This window comes from Leisingera caerulea DSM 24564, assembly GCF_000473325.1.
In the GTDB taxonomy this organism is placed as follows: domain Bacteria; phylum Pseudomonadota; class Alphaproteobacteria; order Rhodobacterales; family Rhodobacteraceae; genus Leisingera; species Leisingera caerulea.
In genome coordinates this window covers 202072-214365 of record NZ_AXBI01000019.1, presented here as the reverse complement: position 1 = coordinate 214365, position 12294 = coordinate 202072, and the positions used below count along the sequence as shown (strand labels likewise).

At 65.3% G+C, this 12294-nt stretch carries 14 protein-coding genes; 11 read left to right on the top strand and 3 right to left on the bottom strand.

Going from position 1 to position 12294, the window contains the following annotated elements; genetic code table 11:
* Nucleotides 1-111: 111 nt before the first annotated feature.
* Complete coding sequence (locus CAER_RS0103130) at nt 112-1140, bottom strand: LacI family DNA-binding transcriptional regulator (protein ID WP_027234046.1); 1029 nt, start codon at nt 1138-1140, stop codon at nt 112-114.
* 131 nt (nt 1141-1271) lie between these two features.
* Here CAER_RS0103130 and CAER_RS0103125 point away from each other — a divergent pair, with 131 nt between their 5' ends.
* The 11 genes from CAER_RS0103125 to CAER_RS0103075 all read left to right on the top strand — a co-directional run bounded on the left by CAER_RS0103125 (nt 1272) and on the right by CAER_RS0103075 (nt 10291).
* The gene (locus CAER_RS0103125) at nt 1272-1457 is read left to right on the top strand and encodes a hypothetical protein (RefSeq protein WP_027234045.1); all 186 of its coding nucleotides are present in this window, start codon (nt 1272-1274) and stop codon (nt 1455-1457) included.
* A 23-nt stretch (nt 1458-1480) separates the two neighbouring features.
* The gene (locus CAER_RS0103120; RefSeq protein ID WP_027234044.1) at nt 1481-2626 is read left to right on the top strand and encodes a TRAP transporter substrate-binding protein; all 1146 of its coding nucleotides are present in this window, start codon (nt 1481-1483) and stop codon (nt 2624-2626) included.
* Nucleotides 2627-2737: 111 nt separating this feature from the next.
* The gene (locus CAER_RS0103115) at nt 2738-3250 is read left to right on the top strand and encodes a TRAP transporter small permease (RefSeq protein ID WP_027234043.1); all 513 of its coding nucleotides are present in this window, start codon (nt 2738-2740) and stop codon (nt 3248-3250) included.
* 13 nt (nt 3251-3263) lie between these two features.
* The gene (locus CAER_RS0103110) at nt 3264-4592 is read left to right on the top strand and encodes a TRAP transporter large permease (RefSeq protein ID WP_027234042.1); all 1329 of its coding nucleotides are present in this window, start codon (nt 3264-3266) and stop codon (nt 4590-4592) included.
* Nucleotides 4593-4604: 12 nt separating this feature from the next.
* Complete coding sequence (gene hisD, locus CAER_RS0103105) at nt 4605-5912, top strand: histidinol dehydrogenase (RefSeq protein ID WP_027234041.1); 1308 nt, start codon at nt 4605-4607, stop codon at nt 5910-5912.
* Nucleotides 5905-6666 (top strand): SDR family NAD(P)-dependent oxidoreductase, encoded by a 762-nt coding sequence (locus CAER_RS0103100; RefSeq protein WP_027234040.1) that lies wholly within the window; start codon nt 5905-5907, stop codon nt 6664-6666. Before hisD ends, CAER_RS0103100 begins: the two co-directional genes overlap by 8 nt.
* Nucleotides 6663-7643 (top strand): alcohol dehydrogenase catalytic domain-containing protein, encoded by a 981-nt coding sequence (locus CAER_RS0103095; protein WP_027234039.1) that lies wholly within the window; start codon nt 6663-6665, stop codon nt 7641-7643. Before CAER_RS0103100 ends, CAER_RS0103095 begins: the two co-directional genes overlap by 4 nt.
* Nucleotides 7644-7673: 30 nt before the next feature.
* The gene (locus tag CAER_RS0103090) at nt 7674-8084 is read left to right on the top strand and encodes a universal stress protein (protein ID WP_027234038.1); all 411 of its coding nucleotides are present in this window, start codon (nt 7674-7676) and stop codon (nt 8082-8084) included.
* Nucleotides 8085-8121: 37 nt separating this feature from the next.
* Entirely contained in the window at nt 8122-8628 is a 507-nt protein-coding gene (gene comD / locus CAER_RS0103085) for a sulfopyruvate decarboxylase subunit alpha (RefSeq protein WP_008558271.1), read from the top strand.
* A complete protein-coding gene (gene comE, locus CAER_RS0103080; RefSeq protein ID WP_027234037.1) occupies nt 8625-9179 on the top strand; it encodes a sulfopyruvate decarboxylase subunit beta in 555 nt (184 codons plus the stop codon). Before comD ends, comE begins: the two co-directional genes overlap by 4 nt.
* Complete coding sequence (locus CAER_RS0103075) at nt 9179-10291, top strand: alpha-hydroxy acid oxidase (protein ID WP_027234036.1); 1113 nt, start codon at nt 9179-9181, stop codon at nt 10289-10291. Before comE ends, CAER_RS0103075 begins: the two co-directional genes overlap by 1 nt.
* A 112-nt stretch (nt 10292-10403) precedes the next feature.
* Here CAER_RS0103075 and CAER_RS0103070 read toward each other — a convergent pair whose 3' ends face one another.
* Together CAER_RS0103070 and CAER_RS0103065 are read right to left on the bottom strand one after the other, a co-directional pair.
* Entirely contained in the window at nt 10404-10697 is a 294-nt protein-coding gene (locus CAER_RS0103070; RefSeq protein WP_027234035.1) for a DUF1330 domain-containing protein, read from the bottom strand.
* A 58-nt stretch (nt 10698-10755) separates the two neighbouring features.
* Nucleotides 10756-12246, bottom strand: a complete 1491-nt coding sequence (locus CAER_RS0103065; protein WP_027234034.1) for an NCS1 family nucleobase:cation symporter-1 — start codon at nt 12244-12246, stop codon at nt 10756-10758.
* Between the last annotated feature and the right edge of the window lie 48 nt (nt 12247-12294).

Sequence of the window (12294 nt, the reverse complement as noted above, 5' to 3'; positions counted from 1 at the left end):
AGCCCCAGACATGCAAAGGACACCGGCAGGCCCGCTTGCCGGTGTCCACATGTGCCCGGACAGCGCCCGCTGCGCGCAGCTTTCGTGTTCAACCGCTGATTTTGACCGTTTTCACGACGGGTCAGGCGGCGCAGCCAGCGACTGCCGCGTCACGACATGCGTGCTGATGCACTCCGGCTGCCCCGCCGATGTGCCTTCAACCATCGCCACCAGCTCCCGCGCGGCCTTGCGGCCCATTTCGCGGTGCGGAACATGCACCGTGGTCAGCGCCGGGCTGACAATTGCCGCCAATTCGATGTCGTCGAACCCGGTGACAGAGACCTGCTCCGGCACCGCGATGCCCATCCCTTTCGCCTTGCGCAAGGCGCCCGCCGCCAGCACGTCGTTGCCGCACATCACCACCGTCGGGCGCGGCTCCAGCGCCATCAGCTGGCGGAACGCCTCTGCCCCCTTGTCGATTTCATACGGGGTTTCGATCAGGGTCAGCGCCCCCTCCCCCAGGCCGGCCGCCTGCAATGCCTGCCTGACACCCTCCACCCGGCTCAGCGCCCGGTCGTTGCCCTCCGTCAGGCCGGAAATCATCGCAATCCGCCGGTGGCCCGCCGCCAGAACGCTCTCCGCCAGCGCGCGCATGGCGCAGGCATTGCTGAACCCGACCGAGGGCCGCCTGGCCTCCGGCACATAGGACCAGGCGACCAGCGACGGCACCTGATGCCGGTCGAGGTATTCGTAAATCTGCGGGTCGCGCGCGTGCCCGATCAGCAGCAGCCCGTCCGCGCCGCGCGCAACCAGGGTGCGGATCTGCTCGCGTTCGGCCTCCGGATCATAGGCCGAGCTGGACACCAGCAGCGTATAGCCGCGCTCCCGCAGCTCGTCCTGGAAGGCCTGCAGGCCGCGGGCAAAGATCGCATTATCCATGGTGGGAATGATCGCCCCGATGGTAAAGCTGCGCTTGGCCGCCATCACCCGGGCCGCAAAATTCGGGGTGTAGCCCAGTGATTCGACCGCCTGCAGGACCCGCTGACGGGTCGATTCGATCACCCGTTCCGGCGTGTTGAGGCAGCGCGACACCGTCGCGGTCGAGACGCCGGCCTCCCGTGCAACATCGGTAAGTGTCGGAGCTGAGCGGGTTTTTCCCATATCATGCCTGCCATTCCATTGGCCCCTGTCTTAGCACAAATCGCAGCCATTGCCATCCGCCCATGTAAGCGCTTGCATTAATGATGTAAGCGCTTACAAATGGTGTTGGGATCAAAAAACGGGATTAAACGATGTTTCTCCTCGCTGCCGTTGCCGTCTTTGCCGTGTTCTTTGCCAATGTCGCCCTGGGCGCGTTTGGCGGCGGCGGCTTTCTGAACGACGTGGGAGAGATGCTGGTCCTGTTTGCGGCCTCGGTCCTGTTCGTGGCCGCGATCCTCAAGCGCGAGGCTGACCACAAGAAAAACAACGGCAGCTGACGGATTTCCAAGGGAGGAAGACAATGACGACTGACAAGGATGGCCCCAAATCTGCGGAGCGCCGTAATTTTCTGAAACTGGCCTCAACCGGCTCCTTCACCGCGGCGCTGGTGGCGGGTGCGGGCGGCATTCTGTGGTCATCGGAGGCCGCCGCGCAGACTGCCAAGGAAGAGAAAGAGCGCGAGCGCGCAGCGGAGCATATCATGACGGTGGCGACCGCTTATGTGCTCGGCGCCTCCCGCAGCTATCCGATCATGCAGCTGGATTTAAAAGAGAACATCCAGAACGCCACCAACGGCAAGATCTACGTCAAGCTTGCCCCTGGCGGCCAGCTTGGTGCGGGCGGCGCGCTGGTGCAGAAGGTTCAAGGCGGCACCATCCAGGCCGCGCAGCATTCGCTGTCGAACTTCGCGCCCTTCGCCTCCACCGTTGACCTGATCAACATGCCCTATCTTTGCGGCTCCAACCAGCGGTTCACCAATCTGGTGAACTCCGGTTTCTGGAAGACCGAGGTGCATCCCAAGGTCGAGGCCGCCGGTTTCAAAGCGCTGTTTTATGTCAACATCGACCCCCGTGTGGTCGCGGTGCGCAAGGGCGGCAACGCGGTGATGTCGCCGGGCGACATGGCGGGCGTGAAATTCCGGGTGCCGGGCTCGAAGATGCTGCAGCAGTATTACCGCATGGTCGGCGCCAACCCCACGCCGGTGGCCTGGGGCGAGACTCCCTCGGCGATCAAACAGGGGGTGGCGGATGCGCTCGATCCGTCCGTCGGGGCGCTTTATGTCTTTGGCTTCAAGGACATTCTCAGCCACGTGACTTTTACCCAGGCGGTGCCGGACAGCCAGGTCTATTCCTGCAATCTTGAGTGGTTCAACTCATTGCCGGCGGACGTGCAGGACGGTGTGATGTGGGGCTCGGAAATGACCGCGCATCAGAACCTGTCCAAGGTGCCCTCCGCCCGCGCCTATGCAATGGCGGAACTGGCCAAGGCGGGCGTCGAATTCCATACGCTGAGCGATGACCAGCTGGCCGAGTGGAAGGACGCCGGCGGCTATCAGCGCAGCGAGTGGGATGCCTTCAAGACCGAACTTGCCGGGTCGATGGACAATTTCGCCAAGCTGGAAGAGGCCGCAGGCACCCAGGGCAAATACTACGTCCACGACGCCTGAGCGCTGCAGGGGCGCGCGCCGGACACCGGCGGCCGCCCGCTTTCGAAATCGCCGCTTCTGCAGCAGCCTGCCGGCTGGCTGCGGGGGTGTGCCTGAACCCCGGGAATAGCGATGAAGATCCTGCAAACGATAGACAAGAACGCAGAGCGCTGGCTGCTGCTGACCTTCTACGTGATGCTGGTCATCACCATGGCGATCGAGGTGATCCGGCGCGAGCTGTTTGCCTATTCCTCGATCTGGGGCGAGGAGATCGTCCGCTATTCCTTTATCTACCTGGCCTGGATCGGCGCCGCGGCTGCGGTCAAGGAACGCGCCCATATCCGCATTGACGTGCTGATGCACTACCTCGGCCCCCGGCCCAAGGCGCTGCTCTACATCTTCGGCGATCTGGTGATGTTCATCGTCGCCCTGGTGGCGCTCTACTGGTCGTTTGAGACGGTGCTGGTCTCGGCCAAGTTCGGATCGGTCAGCCACGGGCTGCGGGTCTCCATGGTCTGGTTCCTGATGGCGGTGCCCGCGGGGTTCACCCTGATGGTCTGGCGCCTGCTGCAATCCTTCCTGCGCGACTACCGCAGCCTTCGCGACGGCACCCCCGTCTTTGAAGGCGACAAGCTGTTTGATTGAGGGGCCTTAAGCGATGCTGTGGAATTCACTCAACCAAACAGTCGAACTGGGCTGGGACTTCTATCTGCCGGTGATCATGTTCGTGGCGCTGATTGCGCTGGCGGTGCCGGTCTGGGCCGCTATCGGCGCGGCGGCGATCACCATGCTGGTGATGTCGGGCGACCTGCCGCTCAGCGCCATCGGCGAAAGCCTGTTCACCGGCATCGACGCCTTTGCCCTGACCGCGGTGCCGCTGTTCATCCTGACCGGCGACGTGCTGGTGCGCACCGGGCTCAGCAAGAAGTTCCTCGATGTGGCCGAGGCGCTGACCTGCTGGACGCGGGGCGGCTTCGGCTCTGCCACGGTGCTGGTCTGCGGCATGTTTGCCGCAATCTCCGGCTCTGACGCCGCGGGTGCGGCGGCAGTCGGGCGGATGACCATCACCCGGCTGGTCGAAAGCGGCTATCCGCGCCCCTATGCCTGCGCCCTGGTGGCCGCGGGTGCCTGCACCGGCATCCTGATCCCGCCCTCCATCGCCTATATCATCATCGGCCTGGTGCTGGGTATTTCCGCCTCCACCCTGTTTCTGGCGGCGCTGATCCCCGGCCTCGCGATCCTGGTGTCGATCCTGATCACCAACATCATCATGAACCGGCTTTATACCTATGAGACCGGCGGCAACATGGGGCTGGGCGAGTGGCTGGGCAACCTGGGCCATGCGCTGAAATCCGGGTGGTATGCCTTCATCGTGCCGGGCATCATCTTCTACGGCATCTTCTCCGGCCGCCTGACCCCGACCGAGGCCGGCGCCACCGCCGTGGTCGTCACCATCCTGATGGGCTTCCTGCTCGGCACCCTGAAACTGTCGGACTTCCCGGCGATGCTGGTCAGCTCCGCCAAGGTGAACGGGGTGATCCTGCCGATCATCGCCTTTTCCGCCCCGCTGGCAGAGGCACTGGCCATCATGGGCGTGCCGCAGGGGTTCGTGACCGCGGTTACCGGGCTGACCGATGATCCCTCGGTGCTGATCCTGCTGATGATCTGCATCCTGATCGCCGCGGGCTGCGTAATGGAGACGACCCCCAACATCGTGATCCTGGCACCGATCCTGAAGCCGCTCGCGGACAACATCGGCATGAACGAAATCCAGTTCTGCATCATGATGATCACCGCCTTGGGGGTGGGCTTCATCACCCCGCCGCTGGGCCTGAACCTGTTCGTTGTCTCCGGCATCACCGGCGAGTCCATCCTCAAGATCGCCGCCCGCGCCATCCCCTTTGTTCTGACCATGCTGATCGTGGTGCTGCTGATCGCCTACATTCCGCCGATCTCGACCACGCTGCTTCCTGATATCTTCAAATAGGACCCCCTGGAAATGACCCGAGAATACCTCAAGAAGGCCGACCTGACCCCCAAGTCGGATGCCTCCGAGACCCATAAGACCGTGCAGGGCATCCTGGACGACATCGAAGCCGGCGGCGACGCCAAGGCGCTGGAATACGCCGCCAAGTTCGACCGGTACGAAGGCAATGTGCTGCTGACGGAAGAGGAGATCGAGGCCGCCTGTGCGCAAGTGCCGGAGAAACTGAAGGCCGACATCCGGTTCGCCCACGACAATGTGCGCCGCTTTGCGGAGCTGCAGAAAAGCACGATGCAGAATGTGGAAACCGAAATCTCTCCCGGCTTCATCACCGGGCAAAAGGTGATCCCTGTGGATGCGGCGGGCTGCTATGTGCCCGGCGGGCGCTACAGCCATATCGCCAGCGCCATCATGACGGTGACCACCGCCAAGGTTGCGGGCTGCAAGCACATCGCCGCCTGCTCGCCGCCGCGCCCCGGGGTGGGCGTGGCCCCCGCCATCGTCTATGCCGCCCATATCTGCGGCGCGGACCAGATCATGGCGATGGGCGGCGTGCAGGGTGTGGCGGCCATGACATTCGGCCTCTTTGGCCTGCCCAAGGCCAATATCCTGGTCGGCCCCGGCAACCAGTTTGTGGCCGAGGCCAAGCGCATCCTGTTCGGCCGTGTCGGCATCGACATGATCGCAGGCCCCACCGACAGCCTGATCCTGGCCGACGGCACGGCGGATGCGCACATCGTCGCCACCGATCTGGTGAGCCAGGCAGAGCATGGCTACAACTCGCCGGTCTGGCTGGTGACCGATGACCGCACCCTTGCGGAAGAGGTGATGCGGCTGGTGCCCGGCTACATCGACGACCTGCCGGAGGTGAACCGCGAGAACGCCACCGCCGCATGGCGCGACTATGCCGAGGTGATCCTGTGCGCGGACCGCGAGGACATGGCGGCCTGTTCCGACGAATACGCGCCGGAGCATCTGACGGTGCAAGCCGCGGATCTGGACTGGTGGCTGCAGCGGCTCACCTGCTACGGCTCGCTGTTCCTGGGCGAGGAGACCACGGTTTCTTACGGCGACAAGGCGGCGGGCACCAACCACGTGCTGCCGACCTCGCGCGCGGCCAGCTATACCGGCGGGCTGTCGGTGCACAAATACATGAAGATCGTCACCTGGCAGCGCGCCACCCGCGAAGGCTCCAAACCGGTGGCCGAGGCCACGGCGCGGATCGCCCGGCTGGAAGGGATGGAGGGCCACGCCCGCGCCGCCGACGTGCGGCTGGCCAAGTATTTCCCGGACGAAACCTTTGACCTGACCGCCAATGGCTGACCCGCGCGCCCTGTTCGATCTGACAGGCCGGACCGCCTGCATCACCGGCGCCAGCTCCGGCCTGGGGCGGCGGGCGGCCCTCACGCTGGCCGCCGCCGGGGCGCAGGTGGTCGCAGTGGCCCGCCGGGCGGAGGCGCTGGAAAGCCTCTGTGCCGAGATCGGCCCGGCTGCGGCTTATGCGGTCGCGGATGTGGCGGACCGCAGCGCGCTGGAGGCGCTGCGGGACACCGTCACGGCCCCCTTCGGCGCGCCGGACATCCTGATCCACGCAGCCGGCGTCAACACGCGGCAACCCGCAGATGCAGTGACGGCAGAGGGTTGGGATCAGACTGTGGCGCTGAACCTGTCGGCGCCCTTCTTCCTCAGCCAGGCGTTTGTGCCCGCGATGCAAAAGCAGGGCTGGGGGCGGATCGTCAACTTTGCCTCGCTGCAGACCACCCGCGCCTTTCCCGGCGGCATCGCCTATGGCGCCAGCAAGGGCGGGATCGGCCAGCTGACCCGCGCCATGGCAGAGGCCTGGTCGTCCCATGGCATCACCGCCAACGCAATCGGGCCGGGGTTTTTTCCGACCGAGCTGACCCAGGCGGTGTTCGGGGATGACACCCGCGCCGCCCGCAACGCCGCGCAAACCTGCATCGGCCGCAACGGCCGGCTGGAGGATCTCGACGGGCCGCTGCTGTTCCTGTGCTCCGAGGCCTCGGCCTATGTCACTGGGCAAATCCTGATGGTTGACGGGGGGTTCACCGCGAAATGAAAGCCTTGGTTTATGAAGGGGTTGAGACGCTGGCGGTCCGTGATGTGCCGATGGCCGCAGGCCAGCCGGACGAGCAGCTGATCCGCGTCCATGCCTCCGGCATCTGCGGCTCGGACATGCACGCCTATCTGGGCCACGACGCCCGCAGGCCCGCACCGCTGATCCTCGGCCACGAAGCCGCGGGCGTGATCGAGGACGGCCCGCAGGCGGGCCGCCGGGTGACGATCAATCCGCTGGTGACCTGCGGCAGTTGCGCTGCCTGCGCATCGGGGCGCGAAAACCTCTGCGCCAGCCGCCAGATCATCTCGATGCCCCCGCGCGCGGGCGCCTTTGCCCAGTTTGTGGCGTTGCCGGAGCGTAACCTGGTGACCGTGCCGGACGATGTGCCGCTTTCAAAGGCCGCGCTGGCCGAACCGCTGGCAGTCAGCTGGCACGCCGCCCGGCTGGCGCTGGAGGCGCTGCATCCGGACACCGAACGCCGCGCGCTGGTGATCGGCGGCGGTGCCATCGGGCTGGCGGCGGCACTGGCGCTCAGGGCGATGGGGGTGGAGGATGTGACGATCCAGGAACCCAACGCCGCGCGCCGGGCCTTCCTGACAGACCGCTGCGGCCAGCAGGCAGTGGCGGAGTTTCGGGGCATGGTGCCGCTGGTAGTGGACGCCGTCGGCTATGCCGCCACCCGCACCGCCGCCTCAGCCGCTGCTGCGCCCGGCGGGGTGATTGCCCATGTCGGCCTGGGCGAGGACACCGGCGGCCTGGATATCCGCCGCATGACCCTGCAGGAGATCACCTTCATCGGCACCTACACCTATACCGCGCAGGACTTCCGCGACACCGCGCAAGCGATCTTTGACGGCCGCCTTGGGCTGCTGGACTGGCCCGAAACGCGGCCGCTGTCAGACGGCGCTGCTGCCTTTCGCGACCTGCGCAGCGGCGCGGTGGCGGCGCCCAAGATCATCCTCGACCCCTGGGCCTGACCGCGCGCCCCAAACAAACGGAGAGCAACCATGTATGACAATATCCTGGTTCCCATGGCCCTGGATCACGGGGTGTCCGGAACAACGCTGAAGGCCGCCGCCACCCTGTGCAACCCCGGCGGGCAGATCACCGCGCTCCATGTCTATGAGCCGCCGCACAGTTCGGTCACCGCCTACTTGGACGAAGACACCGTGCGCGAGGGCTTTGACAAGGCCCGCGAGGCGCTGGCCGAAAAAACCGCAGGCTACGGCGATGTCACGGCAGAGATCATCAAGGGCCGGTCCTACCGCGCCATCGTCGAATACGCCGAGCAGCACGGCATGGACTGCATCGTCGTCGGCTCCCACAAACCGGGGCTTAGCGACTTTTTCCTCGGCTCGACAGCCGCCCGCGTGGTCCGCCACGCGCCCTGCGCGGTGCATGTCTGCCGCACCTCGTGACCCCGAAACAAGACCCCCGAAGCAAAGGCAACCGACCATGAATATCGACAAGAGGATCGCCGACGATCTGGCGGCCAACGGCGTCTCCTTCGTCACGACCGTGCCCTGTAAGCAGCTGGCCGGCGTGATCGAGGAGATCGACCAGCGCGACGACATCTTCCATATCCCCTCCAACAAAGAGGATGAGGGCATGGGGCTGTGCGCCGGCGCCTGGATGGGCGGCAAGCGCCCGGCCATCATCATGCAGAACACCGCCATCGGGGTCACCATCAACACGCTGGCAACGCTGATCCAATACTACCGGATGCCGCTGCCGATGCTGATCTCCTACCGCGGCGAGCTGCGCGAGCCGGTGGCCTGCCAGGTGGAAATGGCGGTGCATACCAAGGCGCTTCTGGCGCAGCTCAACATTCCCACCTACCACTTCCACTGGCAGCGGGACGTCGAGGAATTCGACAACATCCTGAAATACACCTTCATGTGCAACAAGCCCGTTGCCATTCTGACCGACGCCAACTTCTGGGGAGGCTATGGCGACCAATGATCCGTTCCGAAATCCTGAAAGAGATCGCGCCCATCCTGCGCGACGAACTGGTGGTCTGCAACATCGGCATTCCGTCGCAAGAGCTGCACGCGATCGACGACCAGCCCAGCAATTTCTACATGCTGGGCACCATGGGGCTGGCGTCCTCCATCGGGCTGGGGCTGGCGCTGGCGCAGCCGAAACCGGTGATCGTGATCGACGGCGACGGCTCGATCCTGACCAACCTCGGCACCTTGCCCACCATCGGCAACAACGCGCCCGGCAACTATGTCCTGATGATCATCGACAACGGCTCCTATGGCTCCACCGGCGATCAGCCGACCTACACCAGCCAGCGCACCGATCTGGCCGGCATGGCCCGCGCCGCCGGCTGCGCCCGGGTGGTGGAGGTGCAGGACAAGGACACCGGCGCGGCGCTGGAGGAGGCGCTGGCCAGCGGCGAGGCCACAGTGCTGGTGGTCAAATGCGACAGCGGCAACGCCAAGATGCCGGTGATCACAATGGATCCGGTGGTGATCCGCGACCGCTTTATGAAGGCCGTGGCCGGCTGATGGCCGCTGGCGCCATCCATTCGGCTGAGGACGCCCGCCGCCTGGCCCGGCGGCGGCTGCCTTGGATGGTGTTTGACTATATCGACGGGGCCGCCGGGCAGGAAACCGGGGCGGCGCGCAACCGCGCGGCCCTGGATGCCCTCACCCTGCGGCCCCGCATCCTGCGCGATGTCAGCCGGCGCTCGCTCGCCACCCGGATTTTAGGCGCCGAGGCCGACCGGCCCTTTGGCATTGCCCCCATGGGGATGTGCAACCTGTCGGCCCCCGGCGCCGACCTGATGCTGGCCCGGCTGGCGGCGCGCTACCGGGTGCCGCACGGGGTTTCCACCGTCGCCTCCACCCCTTTGGAAACCATTCTGGAAGCGGCAGAGGGCTATGCCTGGTTCCAGCTCTATTTCAGCGGCGACGGCAGCGGCACCTTTAAGCTGGCCGAGCGCGCCCGCGCCGCTGGCTATCAGACGCTGGTTCTCACGGTCGATGTGCCGGAGGTGGGCCGCCGCCCGCGGGAATTGCGCCATGGCTTCAAGATGCCGTTCCGCATCGGCCCGCGGCAGTTCCTCGATTTTGCCCTGCACCCGCGCTGGTCGCTGACCACCCTGCTGAAGGGCAAGCCGGTGATGGCGAATTTCGAGATGGAGGGCTATGACTTCGACCGCACCGAAAGCCGGGCCCGCGCCACCTGGGATACGCTGGCCCGGCTGCGCGATGCCTGGCCCGGCAAGCTGGTGGTGAAGGGTGTGCTGGACGTTGAAGACGCCCGCGTTCTGGTGCCGGCGGGCGTGGACGCGATCCAGGTTTCCAGCCACGGCGCCCGGCAGCTGGAGGCCGCGCCTGCGCCGATAGAGATGCTCAGGAAAATCCGGGCGGCGGTCGGGCCGGACGTGCCGGTTTTTTATGACAGCGGCATCCGGTCGGGCGAGGACGTGCTGAAGGCGCTGTCAGCCGGGGCGGATTTCACCTTCCTTGGGCGGATCCTGCAATTTGCCATTGCCGCAGGGGGTGAGGCAGGGCTGCAACAGCTGTGGGAGGCGCTGAGCGAAGAGCTGAGCATCGCCATGGCGCAAACCGGATTGACGTCGTTGTCAGCTGACAATTTTGAAGGACGATCATAGCAGCGCGCAACCGGGATTCAGGGTTTAACTGGGAAAACAAAGACTTGACCGGCAACTTGCCCCCCCCCGCGTCTCGCATGGCGGCAAGCAACCGGTGCAAATGCAGGCCCGGTCAGCCAGGCGCGCCTTCGACGATCACGATATTGGCCAGCCCCGCGCCCTCGCGGTGCGCTTTGGCGGCCTGGTATTCCGGCGAGTTGTAGCAGCCAAGCGCGGCTTCCATCGAGTCGAACTCGATCACCACGTTGCGCGGATGGCCGTCGCCCTCCATCTGCTCGCAGGCGCCGCCGCGGGCCAGAACGCGGGCGCCGAATGTCTTGAACGCCTCCGTCGCGCCTTCAGCGTACAGCTTGTAGGGGTCGGGATTGGTCACGGTGACATGGGCAATCCAATAGGCTTTGGGCATGGGAACTCCGCTGGTCTGAAAAGGAAACCGGGGCGGCAGGCGCCGCCCCGGCCAAAGGTCACTTATTCAGGATCTTCGCCAGCACCAGATAGGCAGCGCCGGCCACGAACAGTCCCACGAACCAGGCGTAGGTGTAGATCGTGGCAAAGAAGTCCGAGGTGCCCGCAGTGATGCCGACACCGGCCAGGAAGCCCGGCAGGTTCGGCAGGATGCCGATCACAAGTGCCCAGACACCGGCCCAGTTGGTGCCGTTGCTGCCGGAATAGATGCCGTTCATCTTGAACAGATCCGCCACTTCCAGCTTGGTTTTGCGCAGCAGGTAGTAGTCCGCCAGCATCACGCCCGCAATCGGGCCCAGCAGCGCCGAATAGGCGATCAGCCAGCCGATGATGTGATTCACCAGGATCCAGGGGAACATGGCAATGCCGATGCCCGCGGTGATATAGCCGCCGCGCTTGAGGTTGATCTTGCTGGGGGCCAGGTTCGAGAACCCGTGCGCCGGTGCCACCACGTTTGCCGCCAGGTTGGTGGTCAGCGTCGCAACGATCAGCGCAAACAGCGCGATGATCACCGAGAACCCGCCCATCTTCTCAGACAGCTGGATCGGATCCCAGATCGCCTCGCCATAGATCACCACAGTGGCCGAGGTCACGGCGGAGGCGATGAAGGCAAACAGCGCCATCGGGATCGGCAGGCCGACCATCTGGCCCAAAAGCTGGTCCTTCTGGCTTTTGGCGTGGCGGGTGAAGTCGGGGATGTTCAGCGCCAGCGTCGCCCAGAAACCGATCATGCCGGTCAGGCTCGGCCAGAAGACAACCCAGAACTGGCCTTCCTGCGGCTGGCCCGGATCAAAGGCGCTGGGGGTCGACAACATCTCGCCGAAACCGCCTGCGTTGACATAGGCCCAGGCCAGGAGCGCCAGGCCCATCGCCAGCAGGAACGGGGCTGCATAGGTCTCCAGCCAGCGGATCGACTCGGTACCGTTGGCTATGAAGTAGAGATGCAGCGCCCAGAAGGCGAGGAAGCAGATGAACTCGCCCGCGCTGATGCCCAGCACCGGCAGCGCCTCGCCCGCCAGCGCACCGCCGGTCAGGGTGTTAAGGATCACAAAGATCGCAGAGCCGCCAACCCAGGTCTGGATGCCGAACCAGCCGCAGGCAACGATGCCGCGGGCCACCGCCGGGATCTTTGCGCCGGTGGGTCCGAAGGAAGACCGCAGCAGTACCGGGAAGGGGATGCCGTATTTGGTGCCGGCATGGCCCACCAGCACCATCGGGATCAGCACGATCGCGTTGGCGACCAGAATGGTCATCACCGCCTGATCCCAGCTCATGCCCGAGCCGATCAGGTAGGAGGCCAGCAGATAGGTCGGGATGCAGACCACCATGCCAACCCAAAGCGCGGCAATCGCCACCCAGTCCCAGGTGCGTTCCGCAGCCGTCGTCGGCAGCTGGTCCTCGTTGTATAGTTCGGGGTCGATCCCGGTCAGATCCACCTGCGGCGGCGCCTCGGCGCCGGACGCGGAATACCCGCTGGTTACATCAGCCATTTTGAGTTTCCTCCCTGTTATTTGGCTTTGTTGCCGCCTGCTTCTGCG